Annotated in this window: 19 protein-coding genes; 10 read left to right on the plus strand and 9 right to left on the minus strand. The window is 32.4% G+C overall.

Annotation, left to right across the window (positions count from 1 at the left end; all coding sequences use genetic code 11):
* Positions 1 to 11 precede the first annotated feature (11 nt).
* Complete coding sequence (locus D9R05_RS02090; RefSeq protein WP_121665554.1) at positions 12 to 542, plus strand: SixA phosphatase family protein; 531 nt, start codon at positions 12 to 14, stop codon at positions 540 to 542.
* On the opposite strand, the gene D9R05_RS02095 is transcribed toward D9R05_RS02090, so the two are convergent.
* On the minus strand, positions 539 to 1,318 hold the full coding sequence (locus tag D9R05_RS02095; RefSeq protein WP_121665555.1) for a DUF6503 family protein: 780 nt from the start codon (positions 1,316 to 1,318) through the stop codon (positions 539 to 541). The two genes, D9R05_RS02090 and D9R05_RS02095, sit on opposite strands and share 4 nt — an antisense overlap.
* 211 nt (positions 1,319 to 1,529) lie before the next feature.
* On the opposite strand from D9R05_RS02095, the gene smpB reads away from it, so the two are divergent.
* The gene (gene smpB / locus D9R05_RS02100) at positions 1,530 to 1,991 is read left to right on the plus strand and encodes an SsrA-binding protein SmpB (RefSeq protein ID WP_121665556.1); all 462 of its coding nucleotides are present in this window, start codon (positions 1,530 to 1,532) and stop codon (positions 1,989 to 1,991) included.
* Between the two features lie 6 nt (positions 1,992 to 1,997).
* The gene (locus D9R05_RS02105) at positions 1,998 to 4,457 is read left to right on the plus strand and encodes a DUF5686 and carboxypeptidase regulatory-like domain-containing protein (protein ID WP_121665557.1); all 2,460 of its coding nucleotides are present in this window, start codon (positions 1,998 to 2,000) and stop codon (positions 4,455 to 4,457) included.
* On the opposite strand, the gene D9R05_RS02110 is transcribed toward D9R05_RS02105, so the two are convergent.
* Positions 4,452 to 4,994, minus strand: a complete 543-nt coding sequence (locus D9R05_RS02110; protein ID WP_121665558.1) for a porin family protein — start codon at positions 4,992 to 4,994, stop codon at positions 4,452 to 4,454. The genes D9R05_RS02105 and D9R05_RS02110 overlap by 6 nt on opposite strands.
* Before the next feature lie 51 nt (positions 4,995 to 5,045).
* Complete coding sequence (locus D9R05_RS02115; protein ID WP_121665824.1) at positions 5,046 to 5,687, minus strand: protein-L-isoaspartate(D-aspartate) O-methyltransferase; 642 nt, start codon at positions 5,685 to 5,687, stop codon at positions 5,046 to 5,048.
* Between the two features lie 242 nt (positions 5,688 to 5,929).
* Here D9R05_RS02115 and D9R05_RS02120 point away from each other — a divergent pair, with 242 nt between their 5' ends.
* Genes D9R05_RS02120 through miaA form a run of 7 tightly spaced genes read left to right on the plus strand, consistent with a single transcriptional unit; the run spans position 5,930 to position 12,871 of the window.
* Positions 5,930 to 6,895 carry a Gfo/Idh/MocA family protein gene (locus D9R05_RS02120; RefSeq protein ID WP_121665559.1) on the plus strand — a complete coding sequence of 322 codons (966 nt, stop codon included), beginning with the start codon at positions 5,930 to 5,932 and terminating at the stop codon, positions 6,893 to 6,895.
* Between the two features lie 18 nt (positions 6,896 to 6,913).
* The gene (locus D9R05_RS02125) at positions 6,914 to 7,801 is read left to right on the plus strand and encodes a 3-hydroxyacyl-CoA dehydrogenase family protein (RefSeq protein WP_121665560.1); all 888 of its coding nucleotides are present in this window, start codon (positions 6,914 to 6,916) and stop codon (positions 7,799 to 7,801) included.
* Between the two features lie 9 nt (positions 7,802 to 7,810).
* Positions 7,811 to 9,049 carry a DUF1015 domain-containing protein gene (locus D9R05_RS02130; RefSeq protein WP_121665561.1) on the plus strand — a complete coding sequence of 413 codons (1,239 nt, stop codon included), beginning with the start codon at positions 7,811 to 7,813 and terminating at the stop codon, positions 9,047 to 9,049.
* 10 nt (positions 9,050 to 9,059) lie between these two features.
* Positions 9,060 to 9,713: a YggS family pyridoxal phosphate-dependent enzyme gene (locus D9R05_RS02135; RefSeq protein ID WP_121665562.1), complete on the plus strand. Its 654-nt coding sequence runs from the start codon at positions 9,060 to 9,062 to the stop codon at positions 9,711 to 9,713.
* Between the two features lie 9 nt (positions 9,714 to 9,722).
* Entirely contained in the window at positions 9,723 to 11,084 is a 1,362-nt protein-coding gene (locus tag D9R05_RS02140) for an exonuclease domain-containing protein (protein ID WP_121665563.1), read from the plus strand.
* Between the two features lie 39 nt (positions 11,085 to 11,123).
* Positions 11,124 to 11,957, plus strand: coding sequence for an ion transporter (locus D9R05_RS02145; RefSeq protein WP_121665564.1), 834 nt, complete (start codon positions 11,124 to 11,126; stop codon positions 11,955 to 11,957).
* Entirely contained in the window at positions 11,957 to 12,871 is a 915-nt protein-coding gene (gene miaA / locus D9R05_RS02150; RefSeq protein WP_121665565.1) for a tRNA (adenosine(37)-N6)-dimethylallyltransferase MiaA, read from the plus strand. Before D9R05_RS02145 ends, miaA begins: the two co-directional genes overlap by 1 nt.
* A 44-nt stretch (positions 12,872 to 12,915) precedes the next feature.
* On the opposite strand, the gene D9R05_RS02155 is transcribed toward miaA, so the two are convergent.
* From D9R05_RS02155 to D9R05_RS02180, 6 genes are all read right to left on the minus strand, one after another.
* Entirely contained in the window at positions 12,916 to 13,635 is a 720-nt protein-coding gene (locus D9R05_RS02155; protein WP_121665566.1) for a response regulator transcription factor, read from the minus strand.
* 4 nt (positions 13,636 to 13,639) lie between these two features.
* On the minus strand, positions 13,640 to 15,211 hold the full coding sequence (locus tag D9R05_RS02160) for a sensor histidine kinase (protein WP_121665567.1): 1,572 nt from the start codon (positions 15,209 to 15,211) through the stop codon (positions 13,640 to 13,642).
* A 58-nt stretch (positions 15,212 to 15,269) separates the two neighbouring features.
* A complete protein-coding gene (gene coaE / locus D9R05_RS02165) occupies positions 15,270 to 15,854 on the minus strand; it encodes a dephospho-CoA kinase (RefSeq protein ID WP_121665568.1) in 585 nt (194 codons plus the stop codon).
* Positions 15,851 to 16,789, minus strand: a complete 939-nt coding sequence (locus tag D9R05_RS02170) for a YbbR-like domain-containing protein (protein WP_205589263.1) — start codon at positions 16,787 to 16,789, stop codon at positions 15,851 to 15,853. Before D9R05_RS02170 ends, coaE begins: the two co-directional genes overlap by 4 nt.
* Before the next feature lie 23 nt (positions 16,790 to 16,812).
* On the minus strand, positions 16,813 to 17,814 hold the full coding sequence (locus tag D9R05_RS02175) for a glycosyltransferase (RefSeq protein WP_121665570.1): 1,002 nt from the start codon (positions 17,812 to 17,814) through the stop codon (positions 16,813 to 16,815).
* A 74-nt stretch (positions 17,815 to 17,888) separates the two neighbouring features.
* Positions 17,889 to 22,400: a T9SS-dependent choice-of-anchor J family protein gene (locus D9R05_RS02180; RefSeq protein WP_121665571.1), complete on the minus strand. Its 4,512-nt coding sequence runs from the start codon at positions 22,398 to 22,400 to the stop codon at positions 17,889 to 17,891.
* Positions 22,401 to 22,542 lie beyond the last annotated feature (142 nt).

Here is a 22,542-nt window from a genome sequence, read left to right on the forward strand (position 1 = left end):
ACCAAAAAAAAATGAAACTAAAAAAAATACTCTTTTTATTTTTAACTGTACTATTTATTTTTTCTTGTAAAGAAAATTCAAAAAAAGATACTGACATGGCTTCAGAAAAAACAACATATTACCTTATTCGTCACGCCGAAAAAAATAAAAGTCAAAAAACTAACGATCCTATTTTGCTACCAATGGGTAAAGTTCGCGCCAATTATTGGGCAGATTTATTGGTTGATAAAAATATAGATATGATTTACAGCACAGATTATAAAAGAACCAAACAAACAGCAGAACCAACGGCAAAAAAATTAGGTTTAAAAATTAAAATATATGATGCCGGGAATCTTTACTCTGAAGAATTTCAAGAAACTACCAAAGGTAAAAATGTACTAATTGTAGGGCATCAAGATACTACGCCAAAATTTGTCAATAAAATTATTGGTGAAAATAAATACCCGATGATTGCCGATGATAATAATACAGATTTTTATACGGTAACAATTTTTCCTGATGGTAAAATTGAACACAATCTTACGCGCTATAATCTTTAATTACATTTTTTATCGCGTACACTTAATTTTATATCACTGGTTTCTATGGTAGAAATTTGCTTTAGTTTACCTTCTTCAAATAAGCGCTCTAACTCATCTACAGCTGGAGCGTTTTCTTTTTTAGGCGCATAATTTTTATAATCTGCAAAACGTACTCCTTCAATATTTCTAACATTATAGGCCTCTCTAAAACGCACTCCTCCATCATTCACTTCGTAAGAATAAGCCATATAATCTATCGTTAAGCTATCTTTATTCACCCAATATACATAAACATCTTCGTAGTCTGTCCCTCCTCCTACTTCATCAAAAGTAACTTCAACTTCATAATAAGGCTTTTTATTTATTGTGGTTTCGCCTAATAAAAATTTATTTACAGAAGGGTCATTCAGACTAAAAGGAATTTGCGCAAAATAATGTACAGAATTTACAGAATTACGGTAATTGGTTTTCATAGAATCTACCAAGGTAACTTCCTGATTGTTTTTTAAACGAGTAAAACCTTCATTGTTTAAAATATCGGTTAGTGTATCGCCATTTTCTGATATTTGTATACGCTGCAATTTAAAAAAACCACAGTCGCGTGTACTTTTATAAGTTTTATCTCTAAAATTGAACGATAAATTGGAAGCTTCTAATTTTTTACTACCTGATTTTTCTACAACCTGAGTTAATATTTCAGCTCCTTTACCACCATCATCTTTAGGTTGCTTTTGGTCTTGTTTACAAGAATAAAAAAATAGTAAGCCGATAAAAAATATAGAAAACTGTTTCATGAATTGTAATTTTGAGTCACAAAAATAAGGAAAGATTTTAGAGCTAAGCTTTTATTTTTCAAAGAAATTTAAAGCCATTTTTTGTAACAAATTTACTTTTAAAAAGTCATTTAAGTAGTAACTCATTATTTTGAAATTAGGAATGCTTAAAATTCTGTTTATTTAGCAATACTTTGCTTTTAAATAGAAAAAGCTTCCTATTTTAGCATTTATGGAAAAGAACAACATCAATATAAAAAATAGAAAAGCAAGATTTCAATACGAAATTATTGATAAATATACTGCCGGAATAAAATTAGCGGGTACAGAAATAAAATCAATTCGACAAGGAAAAGCCGGGATTGCAGAGAGTTTTTGCGAATTTCATAAAGGTGAGTTATATGTAATAAATATGCACGTTGAAGAATATTCTCATGCAACACATTTTAATCACAGCCCCAAAAGTGAACGAAAATTACTTTTAAATAAAAATGAATTACGAAAATTAGAAAAGCAAGTCACCCATTCTGGTCTTACTATTATTCCGTTACGACTTTTTATAAACAACAGAGGTTTAGCTAAGTTGAGCATCGCACTTTGTAAGGGTAAAAAATTACACGATAAGCGTGAAACCATCAAAGATCGTGAAAGTAAGCGAAAGCTAGATCGGGTTAAAAAAGAATTTAACAACTAAAATTATATGTTTAAATATTTACTAGTCAGTTTTTTTTGTTTCAGTTCTTGGCTCAGTTTTAGTCAAATTACCGGACAAGTCACCAATACAAACGGAGAAAAATTACCCTACGTAAATATTTATATTGAAAATACCTTTACAGGAACAACCAGTAATCAAGACGGAAATTACGCTTTAGAAATTGAAAAAAAGGGAGAAATGACCGTGGTTTTTCAGTTTTTGGGTTACAAAACACTGAAGAAAAAAATTACTATCAATAAATTTCCGCACACGCTTAACGCTAGCTTAGCTGAAGAATCTACCAGTTTAGATGAAGTCGTTCTCAAATCTAATGAGAATCCTGCTAATCGCGTAATTAGAAAAGCAATTGAATTTAGAAAACAAAACAAACTCAAAATTCAGCACTATACCGCCGATTTTTATTCCCGTGGACTCTGGAAAATTGAAGATGCACCAGAAAAAATTTTAGGTGCAGAAGTTGGCGATCTCGGCGGAAGTTTAGATTCTACCCGTAGCGGAATTATTTATTTGTCAGAAACCATTTCAAAAATAAAATATCAAGCACCAGATAATTTTCACGAAAAAATAAGCGCTTCAAAAGTTAGCGGAGACGATAATGGTTTTAGCATAAACAGCGCGCGCGATGCCAATTTTTCTTTTTATGACAATACTATAGAAATTAACGCAAAAGTAGTTTCACCAATCGCAGAATACGCATTCAACTACTACAAATATGAGCTAGACGGAATTTTTTACGATGAAAACCAAAAACTCATCAATAAAATAAAAGTAATTCCCAAACGAAAAAAAGACCGCGTATTTTCTGGCTACATTTATATTGTGGAAGACGAATGGCAAATTTACGGTGTAAATTTAACAACAACCGGAAGCGCCATTCAAGTAGAACCGATTGAAGAAATTACCTTTAAACAAAATTTCACCTATTCAACAAAAGACAATTTATGGGTAAAATTATCGCAAAAAGTAGATTTTAGCTGGAAAATTTTCGGCATAAAAGGAAATGGTCGTTTTAACGCCGCCTACAGCAATTACAATTTTAACCCCGATTTTTCTGAAAATACCTTCAGTAAAGAAATTTTAAGCTTTACTGAAAATGCAAACAAAAAAGACTCATTGTATTGGCAAGAAATTCGTCCAATTCCATTAACAGAAGAAGAAGCAAACGATTACGTCAAAAAAGATAGCATTCAAGAAATTCGTTCTTCAAAAAAATACAAAGATTCTGTAGATACAGAACGCAATAGATTTAATGTAGGCGACATTCTTTTTGGCTATCATTGGGCAGATTCATACAACGGACTTTCTTTTGATATTAGCGCTCCCATATCGGGAATTCAGTTTAATACCGTACAAGGCTGGAATCTAAGCTTAGATACATACTTTAGAAAAGAGCAAAAAGACAATCAAAAATATTGGGAACTTTTTAGTAGTATGAATTACGGTTTTGCCGACCAACGCTACCGAATGACCGGCGGTTTTCGAAAGAAATTTAATAATAAATCACGTCCGTATTTAACGATTAAAGGCGGGGTTGAAGCTAGGCAAATTAACGATACAGAACCTATTAGACCAATTGTAAGTACAATCGCCAGTGTATTATTTGATAAAAACTACTTAAAACTTTACGATCGTTCATTTATTGAAGCTTCCTATTCTGAAGAACTTTTCAACGGATTTAGACTTTACGCCACAGCAAGTTTTGAACGGAGAAATCCGCTTTTTGATGATGTTGATATTATTGAGGATGAAGAAGAATATACAGCTAACAATCCGTTGCAACCCAATAATTTTAATTCTACTCCTTTTGAAGAGCACAATATTGCTAAACTTCGCGTAACCGGTAGAATAAATTTTGATCAAAAGTATTACAATTATCCTGATGGCAAATACAACGTTTCCAATTCAGATTACCCAACATTATACGCAACCTACGAAAAAGGATTTGCGTCAAGCATAGAGGCCTATAATTTTGATCATTTTATGCTCACCGCTTTACAATCATTTGACTTACAAAATAAAGGCGATTTATCTTATTCAATAAAAGGTGGCGCTTTTTTTAATGCGGAAGATATTTCTTATGTAGATTTTAAACATTTCAACGGAAATTTAACCCACGTAAAATTAAGTGAATCTATTACACAATTTAATTTGTTGCCGTATTACGGATTAAGTACAAATGAAGAATATGGAGAGTTTCACCTAGAACATAATTTTCAGGGGTGGATTTTAGGGAAGATTCCGTTTATTAATAAGCTGAATTTTAATATGGTTGCCGGCATAAATGCACTTTGGACAACCGGAAATAAACCCTATTCAGAATATTCTGTTGGAATGAGTAATATCGGAATAGGGAAATTTAGATTTCTACGAGTTGATTACGTTCGCGCCTATAACGGAAGTTGGCAAGACGACGGCGTAATGTTTGGTATTAGCATTGGTTTATAAAAAAGAATAGCCCAATGCAATAGAATAAAAGGCATTCTTTCCTTTTGTATTATCCGCCACATCATTAAAACCAAAATTATAACGAGCATCTACTCTCAAACCAAATGGAAAATCGAAACCTGCTCCTACGGCTGCAGAAAAATCAAATTCGTTTGCTTCAATTTGATCTCCAATTCCATCAGTATCAGGAAAGTCATCGTTTATCACAAAACCAAATTGTGGTCCCGCTTGCAAATTTAATCCACTAATTAAATAATATTTTAAAACCACAGGAACATTAATATAATCTAAGTTAAATTCTTCCGAATCAAATTCTGCCCCTTGTTGCGAATACAGCAAATCTGCTTGAATGCCTAGCTTATCACTAAATTTTACACCGGCAAAAAATCCTGCTTGAAAACCCGTTTTCTGTTCAGCGTTAGTTGCATCACTTAAAGTAGCAAAATTAGCTCCGGCTTTTACACCAAGATCTAAACCTTGTGCGCTAAGCGTAGATGAACAAAAAATAACAGTAAGTAAAAAAAGTAACTTTTTCATAAGAATAGTTTTTATGGTTAAAATAATAACGAGAGTAAATAAAAATAATTGCTAGTTTTTATCTTCTAATAAGGGTACAAATCTAAAATCACCATAGGCTTTTTTCTCAAATTCAGTTCCGGATTTGCGTTTATAAAGATACATCGTCTGGTTTTCTAAACCTACAGGAATAACCAGCTTTCCTCCTATTTTTAATTGACTCAATAATGGTTTTGGAACATACGGAGCACCGGCGGTAACAATAATTTTATCATAATCTTTATAAGCCGGCAAACCTTTATAACCATCTCCAAAACTTAAATATTTCGGTCGATAACCTAACTGATTTAAAAAGCGTTTTGTTTTTAAATACAATTCTTGCTGGCGTTCTATGCTATAAACTTTTGCTCCTAATTCACATAAAACCGCAGTTTGATAACCGCTTCCAGTACCAATCTCTAAGACTTTTTCACCAGGTTTAACTTCTAATAACTGACTCTGAAAAGCAACCGTAAAGGGTTGAGAAATGGTTTGATCTGCAGCAATAGGAAAAGCTTTATCTTGGTATGCATGATCTTCAAAACTACTATCCATAAAAAGATGACGTGGTATTTTACCAATTGCATCCAATACTTTTTTATCAGTAATTCCCTTTTCTTTTACCGTTTCTACCAATTGTTTACGTTTACCTTGTTGCCTAAATGAATCTTTCACCCCGTTGAATTTTACTACAAAAGTAGCCAAAATTGAAGAAAACTATCTTTGCTTTTACTTGAAAAAAGTCAACAATTTAAAAGCCTTTCCGCTAAATTACTATGAGTTAATTTATTTGCTCTATAATAATATCAAATCGAAATACGTCATTATAATCAAAAAGCCATCGAATACTTATTTCCTAAAAAATAAATATTACTTTCCTAAAAGAAATAGTATTTTTGTGACAAACCATAAAAAATATGCTAAAAGTAGGAGTTTTAGGCGCTGGCCATTTAGGCAAAATTCATTTGCGCTTATTAAATGAATCCAAAAAATACGAATTGGTTGGCTTTTATGATGCGAACGAGCAATATGCTGAAGATGTAGCTACCGAATTCAATTATCATCGTTTTAAAAGTGTAGAAGAATTAATAAAAGCGGTAGATGTGGTAGATGTGGTTACTCCTACGCTTTCGCACTACAATGTTGCGGTAAAAGCCATTCAAGCCGGCAAACATTTATTTATAGAAAAACCTATTACCAATACGGTTGAAGAGGCGGAAGAATTAACACGCTTAGCTAATGAAAAAGGTGTAAAAGGACAAGTTGGGCACGTAGAACGTTTCAACCCCGCATTTCAAGCAGTGGTTCCAAAAATTGAGAATCCTATGTTTATTGAAGCGCATCGCTTAGCAGAATTTAATCCACGCGGAACCGACGTTCCTGTTGTACTCGATTTAATGATTCACGATATAGATGCGGTATTAAGCGTGGTAAAATCTAAAGTAAAAAAAGTAAATGCTAGCGGAGTTTCAGTCATTAGTGATACGCCAGATATTGCCAACGCAAGAATTGAATTTGAAAATGGTTGCGTAGCAAATTTAACCGCCAGTAGAATTTCACTAAAACAAATGCGTAAATCTCGCTTTTTTCAACGCGACGCTTATATTTCAGTTGACTATTTAGAGAAAAAATGCGAGGTGGTAAAAATGAAAAATGCACCGCAAGAACCCGATGAATTTGCCATGATTCTACAAAATGCCGAAGGCGAGAAAAAACAAATTTATTTTGATAATCCAGAGGTTTCTCCTAATAATGCCATTTTAGACGAGTTAGAAACCTTTGCAGATGCAATCAATAATAACACCAAAACTAGAGTAACTTTTGAAGAAGCCACCGAAGCACTAAAAGTAGCTAAAGCGGTTATCAAAAGTTTTGATGAATAAAAACAAAAACAATTACTTATGAAAAACATTGCTGTTATTGGCGCCGGAACAATGGGAAATGGTATTGCACATACTTTTGCTCAGTTCGGTTACAACGTAAATTTAATTGATATTTCTGAAGAAAATCTTTCTAAAGGAATTGCAACCATCACCAAAAATTTGGACAGAATGGTGGCAAAAGAAAAAATTTCTGAAGATGAGAAAAAGAAAACACTAGAAAATATTAGTGTATTTACTTCGATTGAAGAAGGCGTAGAAGCAATAGATTTAGTAGTTGAAGCTGCTACAGAGAACAAAAAAATTAAGCTGAATATTTTCCGTCAATTAGACGAAATCTGTCCAAAAGATGCCATTTTAGCTTCAAATACAAGTTCAATTTCTATTACTAAAATAGCTTCAGTAACCAATAGACCCGAAAAAGTTATCGGAATGCATTTTATGAATCCGGTACCTATTATGAAATTGGTAGAAATTATTAGAGGTTATAATACTTCTAATGAGGTTACAGAAACTATAATGGAACTTTCTAAAAACTTGAAAAAAGTTCCTACAGAAGTAAACGATTATCCTGGTTTTGTTGCTAATAGAATTTTAATGCCGATGATTAATGAAGCAATAGAAACGCTTTACAATAATGTTGCCGGTGTTCAAGAAATTGATACGGTAATGAAATTAGGAATGGCGCACCCAATGGGACCATTACAATTAGCAGATTTTATTGGATTAGATGTTTGCCTTTCTATTTTAGAAGTAATGTACGACGGATTTAAAAACCCAAAATACGCTCCGTGCCCATTATTAGTAAATATGGTACAAGCCGGAAAAACAGGCGTAAAATCTGGAGAAGGGTTTTACGATTACAGCGAAAGCAAAAAAGCTGAAAAAGTTTCTGCACAATTTGTATAAAATTAATATATGCCTAAGATTCTTCCCTTTCGAGCCGTACGGCCAACTAGAGACAAAGTAAGCTTAATTGCAGCTCGCTCCTATCAGAGCTATACCCAAGCCGAAAGGGAAGCACGCTTAGATAATAATCCCTTTTCTTTTCTTCATATTGTAAATCCCGGTTATAAATATCACAAAGAAATTTCGGGGCAAGAACGTTTTACGTTGGTAAAAAACCGCTACCAAGAATTTCGAGAAGACGGTATTTTTATTCAAGATCAAAAACCCACTTATTATGTTTACAAAATCATAAATCGGGAAGGCGAAAGCTTTAGTGGAATTATTGCCGCAGCTAGTATAGAAGATTATGAAAAAAACACGATAAAACGGCATGAAGATACCATTGCATATCGTGAAAATACGTTTAAAGATTATTTAAAAATTGTTGGTTTTAATGCAGAACCGGTTTTATTAACACATCCCGATAACTCGGTTTTAAGCGAAATCATAAAATCTGTAACCACAACAAGAGCCGAATATGAATTTACCACCACTTTTAGAGATACCCATTATTTATGGTTGGTAAATGATGATGAACAAGTAGAAATCATAAAAAAAGAATATCAGAATATTCCAAAAATGTATATTGCAGACGGGCATCACCGTTCTGCTTCCTCCTATTTATTGGCAAAAGATATTCAGGAAAATTCAAAAAAATCTGACGGAAATGACGCTTATAATTATTTTATGAGTTTTATAATTCCGGAAAGCGATTTAAGAATACATGAATTTAATCGCTTGATTAAAGATTTAAACAAACTTTCAAAAGAAGAATTTCTTATAAAATTAGATGCTATTTTTAGAATTGAAAACTGGGGACTAGAATATTATAAACCAAAACAAAAGCATCATTTCAGCATGTATTTAGACGGCGAATTTTACGCACTTCATTTAAGAAATAGTGCATACAAATTTACCAATGCTCTTTCTAAATTAGATGCCCAAGTACTTTATGAAACCGTTTTAGAACCAATTTTAGGCATAACTGATTTAAGAAATGATAGTCGCATAGATTATTCACACGGTAAAAACGGAATGACTTATGTAAAAGGCGCTGTAGACAGCGGCGATTTTAAAGTCGGTTTTGGAATGTTACCGGTTAGTGTTGAAGAAATGAAACAAATTGCTGAAGAAGGCTTAACCATGCCGCCAAAATCTACTTATATTCAGCCTAAGTTAAGAAGCGGCGTTACTATTTACGAATTTTAACCGAAGCGATATGAATATTGCTGAAAACATAAAAAAATACACAGAGGAAATTTCTCCTCAAGCTATTCTAGTAGCTGTTTCTAAAACTAAACCTAATCAAGCTATTCTTGAAGCTTACGAAGCCGGACAACGTGTTTTTGGCGAAAATAAAATTCAAGAAATGACCGATAAATATGAAGCGCTACCAAAAGATATTGAATGGCACATGATTGGGCACGTGCAAACCAATAAGGTGAAATATATGGCACCTTATGTTAGTTTAGTTCATGCGGTTCATAAACTTAAACTGCTGAAAGAAATAAATAAAAGAGCAAAACAAGAAAACCGTATCATAGAATGTTTACTTCAACTAAAAATTGCAGAAGAAGATTCTAAATACGGAATGGAAGCAAGTGATGCTGAAAAAATTTTAACTTCCGAAGCTTATGCTGTCATGGAAAATGTAAAAATTGTCGGACTTATGGGAATGGCAACTTTTACAGATGATGAAAAACAGGTAGAGAAAGAATTTGAATTTCTAAAAAAACAATACGATAAATTAGCTGAAAAAAGTCAGTTTAAATATTTATCTATGGGAATGAGTGGCGATTATAAAATTGCCCTAAAACACGGAAGTAATATGATTAGAATTGGAAGTTCAATTTTTGGAGAACGTAATTACTAAAAACTATTGTTGTACGCGATACTCGATATAGAAACCACCGGCGGAAAATTTAATGAAGAAGGCATTACCGAAATCGCTATTTATAAATTTGACGGACAAGAAGTTGTAGATCAATTTATCAGCTTAGTAAATCCGGAACGTCCCATTCAGCCTTTTGTAGTAGGTCTTACCGGGATAAACAACGAAATGTTGCGTAATGCTCCAAAATTTTACGAAGTTGCCAAGCGTATTATAGAAATTACCGAAGATTGCGTAATTGTGGCGCACAATGCCAAGTTTGATTATAGAATTTTACGCACCGAATACCGAAGGTTGGGTTACGATTTTCAACGAAAATCACTTTGTACGGTAGAGCTTTCCAAAAAATTAATTCCTAATATGCCTTCTTATAGTTTAGGAAAGTTGGTTAAAAATTTAGGAATTCCGTTAACCGATAGACATCGTGCTAACGGCGATGCATTAGCAACAGTAAAACTTTTTAAACTTTTAATTAATAAAGATTCTCATAAAGAAATTGTTTCGAGATCGGTTAGAAGTAACCCCAAAATTCAAATCGATACTAAATTAATTAGAATAATTGATGAACTGCCATCAATCACTGGGGTCTATTATATACACAATACGCAAGGAGATGTAATTTATATTGGTAAAAGTAAAAATATAAAAAAACGAATCAATCAGCATTTTACAAACACCAATCATAAATCTAAAAAAATACAGCACGAAGTTTCTGTGGTAACTTACGAAGCCTGCGGAAATGAGCTTTTAGCTTTATTAAAAGAAAATGAGGAAATTAAAAAAAATAAACCCAAATACAATCGTGCGTTAAAAAAGGATATTTTCAGTCACGCTTTATACAAAGAAAAAAACAAGGATGGTTACCTTGAACTAAAAATAGGAAAAGCCTCTAAAGACAAAAAAAGTATCATAACTTTTACCAATCTTAATCAAGCCAAAAGCAGTTTAGAAAAAATTGTAGAAGAATTTAATTTATGTGAAAAGTTAACCGGTATTCATAAAACTAAAGGAGGTTGTTTTCGATTTAGCATAAAAGAATGCGATGGAGCTTGTATTGGATTAGAATCAGCTGAAAATTATAATAAAAAAGTAAAAAAAGTAATTGAAAAATATACTTACCGAAATAAGAACATGCTTATTTTAGATCGTGGTCGCGAAGCAGATGAAAAAAGTGTTTTACTTATAGAAGATGGTATGTTTAAAGGCATGGGATATTTTAATTTAAATTTTCAAGTGACTAATATAGATATTGTTAAAAATATTATTACCCCGATGCAGAACAATCGGGATACGCAACATATCATTCAAAATTACCTTAGAAAAAGAAAGCCTTTTAAAATTATAGAATTTTAATGCTCATTTTTTTATTTTTATCATTCAATAAAATTTACAGTGACTAAAAAACAAGCCGCAAATAAAAAAGACAATTGGAGAGAACGACTTCACGAAGTAATTTATGAGGCAGATACTCCTACAGGAAAAATTTTCGATGTTGTCCTGTTAATTGTCATCTTGTTAAGTATTATTTTTGTCGTAATAGAGAGTGTAAAAGGCCTAGATCCCTGGGTTTATGATTTTCTAACTTATGCAGAATGGATTGTAACTATACTTTTTACCTTAGAGTATATTGCAAGAATTGTAGTTATAAAAAGACCATTTCGTTATATTTTTAGCTTCTACGGAATTATAGACTTACTTTCTACCCTTCCGCTTTATTTATCATTGATCATTACCGGAAGCTCAGCTCTATTCACTATAAGAGCTTTACGTTTACTTAGAGTTTTTAGAATTTTAAAAATTAATCGTTACATAGGCGAAGGAAATAAACTAATGGTTGCATTGCGTGACAGCCGACCAAAAATTTTAGTATTTCTTTTTGCGGTAGTTGTACTTTCCCTAATTTTTGGGACAGTAATGTATATGGTTGAAGGCGCAGAAAGCGGTTTTACGAGTATTCCAGCAAGTGTTTATTGGTGTATTGTAACCTTAACTACTGTTGGCTTTGGTGATATACATCCCATAACACCTCTAGGCCAATTTATAGCATCACTAATTATGATCATGGGATACGGGATCATCGCCGTTCCTACAGGAATTGTAAGTGCAGAATATTCTAAAGCAAGCCGAAAAGAAATCGTTAACAATACACAATCTTGCTATAATTGCAATGAAAAACAACATTTTAATAAGGCTGATTATTGTCATCATTGCGGATATAAACTCTAATGCAAAATAAGTATTTAATTTCTATTGTAGGGCCTACAGCTATCGGCAAAACTTCTAAAAGTATAGCGTTAGCAAAGTACTTTTCTTCTGAAATAATTTCGGCAGATTCTAGACAGTTTTTTAAAGAAATGAAAATTGGTACCGCGGTTCCTTCAACTGAAGAATTAGCGGCAGTAAAGCATCATTTTATTCAGCATATTTCTATTGAAAAAAATTATTCAGTAGGTGTTTTTGAACGTGACGTAATTAAAAAAATAAACCAATTATTTGAGGAAAATGATTTTTTGTTCCTTGTAGGTGGTAGCGGATTGTATACAAAAGCTATAAATAAAGGTTTAAATGAATTTCCAAAAGTTGATCCTGCAATTAGGGAAAAATTAAATCTACAAGTTGATGTAGAGGGCTTAATTCCCCTTCAAAAAAAATTAGCAGAATTAGATCCGGAATATGCTAAAAAAGTGGACTTAGAAAATCCACAACGTGTAATTAGAGCTTTAGAAATTTGTTTAGGAAGCAATCATAACTATTCTTATTATTTAAACAAACCTTCTAAGAAAAGAAATTTTTCAAGTCTAAAAATTGGCTTGACTGCTCCTCGAGAGATTATATATAAACGCATTGAACAGCGTGTAGATATAATGATTCAAGAAGGCTTACTTGAGGAAGCCCAAAAATTATATTCATTTAAAAACTTAAATGCTCTAAATACTGTTGGTTACAAAGAAATTTTCGCGTATTTAGATGGGGAGTTTTCTCTAGATTTTGCCATTGAGGAAATTAAAAAAAATACACGAAGATTTGCTAAAAGGCAATTAACTTGGTATAGAAAAGATTCCGATATCAAATGGTTTGAATATGATTGTTCAACTGAAGAAATTATCAATTACATAAAACAAAAAACAACTTCACGATAATATATCGTGAAGCAGTTTTTGAAACTGAAATTGCTTTCTATTTTTTATGCACTTTCTTCTTTATTTCTAATCACTAACCTAAATCCTTCTCCGTGAATATTTAAAATTTCTACATTTTCGTCTTTCTTTAAATACTTACGTAATTTAGCAATGTACACATCCATACTTCTTGAGGTGAAATAATTATCATCTCTCCAAATTTTAGTAAGTGCTAATTCACGAGGCATTAAATCATTTTCGTGCAAAGCCAAAAGACGTAATAATTCGTTTTCTTTTGGAGATAGTTTTGAAGGCTCCTCGTCTTTAAAAGTTAAAAAACGAAGTTTTGAATTTAAATGAAAAGCACCAATTGTAAACTCAAATTGTTTGCTATCTGCAATGCTATCAGTAGCTTTACGCTGCATAATAGCTTTTATTTTCATCAATAAAACTTCGCTATCAAAAGGTTTGTTTAGGTAATCGTCTGCACCTACTTTATAACCTTTTAATACATCTTCTTTCATAGCTTTTGCCGTTAAGAAGATAATAGGAATTTCTTCATTCTTTTCTCTGATTTCCTTTGCTAAGGTAAACCCATCCTTGTAAGGCATCATTACGTCTAGAATACAAAGATCAAAATCATCTTTTTTGAACTTCTCAAATCCTTCCATTCCATTTTTAGCGTGAGTAACTTCGTAGTCATTCATTGCTAAATAATCTTTTAAGACAATTCCGAAGTTTGGATCGTCTTCAACTAATAAAATTTTCTTGCTTTCAGTTTCCATATATTTATGATATTAGTGGTAATTTAATTATAAATGTTGTTCCTTTTCCTTTTTCACTTTCTACTGTTATCAGTCCGTGATGGTCAATAACAATTTGTTTTACATAAGCCAAACCTAAACCGTGGCCTTTTACATCATGAATATCGCCCGTGTGTTCTCTATAAAATTTTTCAAAAATCTTTTTTTGCACAGAACGGCTCATTCCTTTTCCTTGATCTCTAATTTTTAATACAATAAAATTCTTTACATTTTCTGTATAAATATCAATTTTTGGCTGCTCTGGAGAATATTTTATAGCATTGTCTAAAATATTGACCAATACATTAGTAAAGTGCGTTTCATTTGCTAAAATTGAACTTTTTAAAGCTCCAAAATGTGTTTGAACATAGCCTTCTCTTTCATCCACAATTAATTGAATATGTGTTATAGAATCTTCAATTATTTCGTGTAATTTTAGGCGTTCTTTTTTTATATCAAGCTCATTCTTTTCTAATTTGGACATCCGCAACACATTTTCTACTTGTGCGTGCATTCGTCTATTTTCATCCCTAATCATTTTCATATAACGCTGAACCTTTTCAGTATCATTGGCTATTTTAGGGTTTTTCACAGAATCTAAAGCCAAATTTATGGTTGCAATTGGCGTTTTGAATTCGTGCGTCATATTGTTTATAAAATCTGTTTTAATCTGAGAAATTTGTCTTTGCTTAATTAATTGAGACAGAGCACTAGAATAAGCCACTACAATAATTAGCGTAAAAACTATACTTAACAAAGCCATTAATGCAATGGAAGAAAGTACTTCTTTCTTTTTATCCTTAAAGTTGATATATAATTTATAATTGGTTGTTGGCGATTCAAAAATTGGAATACCATAAGTTGTCGCCGTGTTTTTTAATTCAAAATCTTCAGATTTTACTTTTGTTGCTAAAAAATCGCTATAAATACCGTATTCATAATCAGATTTTATATCTCTAGCGCTTAATTGTGCATCAATTAAAGTTTTAATACTTGTGGTGTCTATTCTTTTATAAATAGGTAAATCAGCGGCTTTTTCTTTTATAGCATCTAATAGTAAGTATTTTTCTTCTTCTTCTAGTCTAGAAATTCGCTGAAACTTTTCTTCTGCACTTAAGTTATTCGGCGCATCAGGTTGATCATTGCGTAAAATTCTAGTAACTTTTACTTCTTTATTAGTTATTTTTTTGAAGTCAATCGAATCTTTATTACCACTTAAAAATGAAGAGTTTAGCTTATAATCTTCTTGTAAAATACTATTTGAATAGAAAAAAGTTTCATTGGTTAACTGATCTTGTTTTATCTGAAATAATTCACTAAGTCTAGCACTGGTAGGTTTAGAAGAATCTGCTAAGGTGGCATACTGCACATAATACTTATCTATTTCTTGCTTCTCTATTTGATCGGCTACATTAATAAGTATTTGCTTGGCATTAAAAGAAAATTGCTCTTCGTTACTTTCTACGGTATTTTTGATCCAATATCCTTGTACAAAAATAATACCTATCAACGAAAGACTCATTAATAGTATAAGAAGTAAAAATAGCTTTTTATTCATGTGCCCAAAAGTAAGATTTTAACATTTAGATTTTAAATGGTTTAACCAAATGTTAACATTAACTCTTCCCTTTGTTTAAAAGCCTTTCGTGCAGTTTCTTTACTTGAAGTTTTGTAGTCTCTAATTCTATGTTTTCAATAATAAAATCTGCAAAATCTTTCTTTTTCTCGTCAGACCACTGATTTTTCATGCGTGCTTCTATTTGTTCTTTACTAGAATTATCTCTTTCTTGAAGCCGCTTTATTTTTTCATCTTTAGGTGCAGTCACTAAAATACTAAAATCACATTTTTTATATCCTCCTTTTTCAAATAAGATAGCTGCTTCGTAAATTACATAAGCAGATTGTTGTTGATCGTACCATTCTTGAAAATGCTCCTGTACCCTTGGGTGAATTATTCCATTTAATTCTGCTAGCAACTCTGCATCTGCAAATACTTTTGAAGCAATATACTCCCGATCTGGTTGATTATTCTTATAGGCATTTTCTCCTAAAAGTTGAATAACTTCTTTTTTTACTGAAATAAAATTCAGCATTTTTTTAGCTTCCTCATCGGCAATATAAATCGGTATTCCGTAAGATTCGAACATCTTTGCTACAGTTGTTTTACCACTTCCTATACCACCGGTTAAACCAATAATCATTTCCGCTTAATTATAAATTGAACTTTATTAATATTAAGTCGAGCATCGCTTATAAACTTAGGCTGTTTAATAAGTTTAGGAATAATAAAATTTTGCTCCTTCTCTATCTCAGAAAAATCGCAAATTACACTAAAGTCATTTTTAGAAATCAATTCAAAATCCTTCAGACTTACACTAAAAATAACCACTACTTTTTTCGGAAAAATACTTATATCCGTATTCTCAGGGTTATTAATTACTTCAATAGGCACCTCTACTCTACCTTCAGTAAATTTTTCTACATCTAATGTATAATCTACCTTAGTCCTATAAAAACTTACTTGCGAAATAGTAGTGGTATCTAAAGCTACACTTCCTTTTTGATCAGCCTTAATATTTTTTAAGTTTAATTCTTCCGTAAATATTTCTGAAATAGTATCAATATTTTTTATTGATCCGCTGATTTTAATTGAATCAGGCAAAATAGCTAAGGGTTTTTGAGAAGAATAACCCGGAGCATAAGAAACTTTTATAGAAGATTTTACTGCAATTTTTTTTGTTGATTTTTGAAGAAAAGGAATAGCAATAGTGTCTTCTAAAAACCTAATATTATTGGTTTTTATATTTAATATTTGTTTAATACTATCTTTTTGTTGCGGAATTATATACAATAAATTACTTTTTGAAGCCGGTAAGTTTTCTAAATCTACCTTAATTGAAGAATTAAAAAGCTTTAACCAGGCTAAACTAAACCCGTTTTCTTGAACACTAAATCTTAGGACTTCTTGTTTTTTTTCAACTAATTTATCTTTAGGACTATTTTCTAAAATAAGCGGTACACTAATGGTTTGTTCATAATCTTTAGAAAACTGAACAATCAGCCATATAAAAACTGCAAAAACAAGAAAAAAAGAAAAAGCTTTCAAGTTTTTTCTTTTAAATGGAATTTTGGACAAACGTTTTATTTTACGTGGCATGTTTACTTAAAAAACAGTTTAGGAAAAGCTTCTTTAGGTTCTTTTCTGAGTAGCCTAAGATAGTAGGTAGATTTTAGAAACCCAAGACCATAACCAAAAAATTGAATTATAGCTGCCCTAATAGATAAAAATCCTATATAAATACTTTTGGTTTTTAATGTTGCCAAAAAACCTATTAATAAAAAGTAAAATACAAATAGTAGAACAGGAAAATAAACTTGAAATAATAGCAACAACAGAGCTACAAAAAAACTGAAGGTAAAAAATGAAGGAAACCAAAAAACCGGACTTGAGGTTTCGGGATGCCAATTATTTAATATTACACGCACCATTCCAAATTTATGAACTTGTTGATAAAATTTAGACCAACTTATTCTTCGTTTATGATAAACATAGGCATTGGGAATTAAGCAAGTTTTAAAGCCCGCATTTTTAATTCTAATAGCTAAATCAGGATCTTCTCCTGGATGAATTTTACCAAATCCCTTAGTAGCTTCAAAAGCTTTTTTTGAAATTCCCATATTAAAACTACGTGGCTCAAATTTTTTGACTGCTTTTTTTCTACCTCTAATTCCTCCGGTAGTCAAAAAAGAAGTCATTACAAAATTTATGGCTTTTTGGATATTAGTAAAACTTTTATCAGCTTCATCAGGACCACCAAAGCAATCTACATAATTTGCTTTTAAAAAATCATCTACATTATTTAAATAATCACTAGGAAGAACAACATCACTATCTAAAACAATAAAATAATTTCCTGATGCCTTTTGCATCCCATAATTTCTAGAATCACCGGGACCGGAATTGTTTTTTTTAAGATATAAGATACTTAAAAAAGTATCATAATTTCTAACAATGTGTTCTGAGGTTTCCGTTGAACCGTCTTCTACAATAACCACTTCAAAAGGAATATTGGTCTGTAAGTTTTTAAAACTCATCAACAATTCCTCAATTTCATTGGGACGATTATAAACCGGTATTATAAAACTATATGATATTTTCACACTACAAAAATAAGCAAAGAAAAAATCCCAAAGCTATAAACTTTGGGATTTTACTTTAAACTATTTTAAGAAAGTTATTCCTTAATTACACGGAATGTTTTCACTTGTCCATCAATAGTTACACTTACTAAATAAGTTGCAGCTGACAATCTATCCATATTAACTTCGGTAGTTAATGTGTTAGGAGTAAGTTGATTTACTTTTTGTCCTAAAAGATTATAAACCACTACTTTTTCAATTTGGAAAGTAGCCGATAAGCTAAGTGTAGATTTTACCGGGTTAGGGTAATACTCAAAGCCTTCAAACTGCTCAGCTGCTATACTCAAATCTTCTGTTGTGAAAGACTGAACCGCAGTCCAATCACTAAAGTTATCGTCAGAACAAATAGCACGAACATATACATCATAATCTGTTTCAGGCGTTAGTTCAACTAGAGTTTCTCCAATAATTCCGTCAGTATCCATTACAGAGATTCCGTCGGTTAGTGGATCAAATTCAGCTTCTCCATAAAGAATCTCCCATTCTGTTTCATCTCCACTTGCTGTCCAACTGATATCTGCTGAAGTTTGAAGTACATTAGAAATTACTACGTCTGTTGGAGCTTCACAAGGTAATTGCTCTGTTGTAAATGTCTCTACTGCTGTCCAATCACTTTGATTGTCTTCTCCGCAAATAGCGCGAACATATACATCATAAGGTGTATTAGCCATCAATGGTGAAATAGTTTCTCCTATTGTTCCATCGGTATCCATTACAGAAGTACCCTGGGTCATTGGATCAAAATCAGCTTCTCCGTAAAGAATTTCCCATTCTGTTTCAGTTCCACCTGCTGTCCAATTGATATCTGCTGAAGAATCTGTTACATTTTCTACTATTACATTTGTTGGAACTTCACAAGGCAATTGTTCTGTTGTAAATGTCTCTACTGCTGTCCAATCACTTTGATCGTCTTCACCACAAACTGCACGAACATATACATCATAAGGTGTATTAGCCATTAATGGTGAAATAGTTTCTCCTATTGTTCCATCGGTATCCATTACAGAAGTACCCTGGGTCATTGGATCAAAATCAGCTTCTCCGTAAAGAATTTCCCATTCTGTTTCATCATCTCCTGCTGTCCAACTAATATCTGCTGAAGAATCTGTTACATTTTCTACTATTACATTTGTTGGAGCTTCACAAATTAATAATGGTTCAAAAACAAAATCATCTGCGTATAATTCCCATTCATTAGTTCCCGTTGCTCGAACAGCAATATTAATAGTTTCTCCTACATATTCTGATAAATCAAATTCAACTTTTGTCCATATTGCAGGTGCAGTCTCTTCTTCTTGTAAAGTAACATTAAAAGAACTATCAGAATCACTACCAGTTGTAGATAAAACAACTTCGTAAGGCTCTAAAAATGTAGTACTCCTAGATTTTATCCAAAATGAAAATTTATCGTTAGTTTCTTCTACTATCTCCATTAATGGAGTAATTAAGTAATCATCATGAGCAGTGGCAGATTCATAAACAATTTTTGCAGCATTACTTCCACTATATGCTCCTCCTGTTATAGTTGAAGAAATATTCCATTGATTTGCTGTACCTTGATTAATACTTGACCAGCAAGTAGGAATAGATAGATTTGTTTCAAAATCTTCTGCATAAGCCGTATCAATTGCTTCACAGTTTGTATAAAAAGTAATTGGTCCTATCCAAACGCTTTCATTATCATCTCCACAAATAGCTCTAACATAAACATCATAGCCCACTCCTCCAGACGTCAAATCAGTTAATTCTTCTCCTATTTCTCCATCGTCATCCATTAAAGAGTTTCCTTCTGTTTCAGGATCAAAACCTTCTTCTTCATAAAGAATTTCCCATTCAGTTTCATCCTCTCCTGCTGTCCAACTAATATCAGCTGAAGATGTTGTTATATTTTCAACTAACAAGTCAACAGGTGCTGGGCAAGTTGGAGGAATTCTTACTTCAAAATCATCTACGAAGAAATCATAATCTTCAGAGTCATCTTCTGTTCCATCAGTAGCCCAAAAAGCAAACTTAACTGTTCCAGAATATGTACTTAAATCTATAATTTCTTCTTGACCCGTAGCAGATGGAGTATTAGATGCATCATAAGTTAATAAATTACTCCACGTTGCTCCGTTATCTTCTGAAATTAATAATTGGACTTCATCATCAGATCCCATATCTGAAGGATTTGAATTAAGATAATTTGTAACAGCTGTTGTATAAACCAATTCATAAGAATCTGCTGATAAATCAAAAGATGGAGAAATTAACCATTCTTCTCTTCCTGTAGTATACAAATTAATTGCAGCCGCATTATTAGAACCTGTGTTTAAAAACTCCTCTTCAAACCAAGATCCTGTTCCTAAATCGGAAGGCCCTTCACTTGGCAATCCACTACCAGCTTCTTCCCAACAAGTAGGAATAAAACTAGCAAAATCTTCTACATATTCTGGTATATAAGTAGCACATTCTGTTTGAAAAGAAATTGGTCCTATCCATATGCTCTCATCATCTGTACCGCAAATAGCCTTAACATACACATCGTATTCTGTTATGGCTGATAAATCAGCAATTGTTACCCCTAATTCTCCATCATCATCAGCAATTGAAGTTCCTTCCGTTTCTGCATCAAATCCAGCATCACCGTATAATACTTCCCATTCAGTTTCTGTATTCCCTGCAGTCCAAGTAATATCTGCTGAATCTGAAGTAATATTATCTACTGTAAGATCTGTAGGCTCTGCACAATCTGGAGCAAATTGAATACTAGCCCCAAAAACATTAATTATTCCATCACCCGATTCCTTATATAAATTTACACTAGAAATTACCTTATCATAGTTAGAAGGGTCTACACTCACTTCTAATTGATAAATTCTAGGATTCGAAGAATTACTTGCAGCATTACCATCGGTTACATTTACTCTTCCCAATCCAGAAATAATTGTCATATTTGCAGGACCTCCATACCAATCTGGTATATCGGTATTAGGAATTTCCTGAGTAGTATCGTCATCAAATGTAATGGTTCCCGCCATTACGGAAGAGCCACTACCGGAAGTAGCCATAATATATAAATTATTAGCTGTTTGAGAGTTATCGAATATTAACGTACCACCATTTTCTTCTCCGGCTGTAGGAATTCTTAAAGAGTTATTGCTGCTGTAATCTGCCATTTGGAAATTTAATCCTTCAGTTGGACCTTCCGATAAATTTCCATCAATAGGAAGACCGAATCCAGCTGGTTCATCAGAAGCGGAAAATTGATAATCTTCAGATAAATATGCATAACTGTCATCATCAACAAGACTGGTAGTAGTTGTAGAAGGATCTCCAACACCATTTGCAATCACATCTTCATTAAAACCTCCTGTTACTTCTAAAGCAGCATAATCTCCAAATGTATATGGTCCAACCCAGTTACTCTCATCATCTATATCACAAACTCCTTTCACATAAACATCATATTGTGTTTGAGGCATTAAGCCTGTTAACTCCACACCTAAGGTTCCATCATTATCTGAAATAGTAGTACCTTCTGTTTCTGGATCGAAACCAGTTTCTCCATAAAGAATTTCCCATTCAGTCTCACTTAATCCAGCTAACCAGTAAACTTCTGCTGAAATAGATGTTACATTTGTTGTGTATATCTCAGAAGGATCTGGACATGATACTAATGTAGTAAAACCTGAAGGTCCAACGTATGCACTCTCGTCACTTGCAGAACAAATAGATTTAACATATACTTCATAATCTGTATCTGAAGATAACCCTGATAAACTTTCTCCTAAAGTACCATCATTATCTGAAATAGTAGTGCCTTCTGTTTCTAGGTCGAAACCAGCTTCGCCATAGAGTATTTCCCACTCGGTTTCTGTTCCTCCTGCGGTCCAAGTTAAATCGGCAGAAGTTGTAGTAACATTATCTGCTGATAAATCTGAAAGAGTTGGACATGTTTGAGTTATTCCATCAAAAATAATATTAGGCACATAGTTAGAAGTAAAAAAGGAAAAACCTGTTGTTGGTGGTGAAGCAGGATCTGGATTTGTACCATCACTGTAAAATCCTATACTTCTTTGGCTTCCAACATCTGTATTATGAAAATCATCACCAGATTCATCATAACTAGCCGTGTTTTCATCTACAGCAACAATCAAATTACCTACACCAGTATAATTAAACGGAGTATCAAAGGTTAAGGTAACCCAACCGTCAGAACCCGCAGAAACGGTTATTCCGCCATTATATACTTGAGTAAGATTGGAAATATCTTCCCAATCTGAACTAGATTCAAAAGTATTTTTAGTAGTTTCTCCTAAATAAATGGTAAGATCTTGGCTGTCTGGCAAAGCAGATGTACCGCTATAAAACCATTGCAAACTTATAATTTCTCCAGTTGCATTAATCTCCGAACTTAAATAAATACTTTGCGTATAAGAATACCCATAGTAAGGCTCGAAGGGAACTCGTTGAGTTTCATTTGTTCCTTCACCTATTTGCACTTGGGCAAAACTACACCAGGCAAAAAGCAGGGAAAAGATTGTTAATAATGTAATTTTTCTCATAAAATATATTTTAGTTAAACACTGATTAAAAATATTAAAAAAATTTCAACTAATTAACATTAAACTAACCTATTTCACATAACAAAGATTAAAAGCAAAAAAAACCGCTCTTAAGCGGTTTTTTTTATATAAAACATAAATT

Origin of the sequence: Mesonia aquimarina (assembly GCF_003667275.1) — a bacterium.
GTDB lineage: Bacteria > Bacteroidota > Bacteroidia > Flavobacteriales > Flavobacteriaceae > Mesonia > Mesonia aquimarina.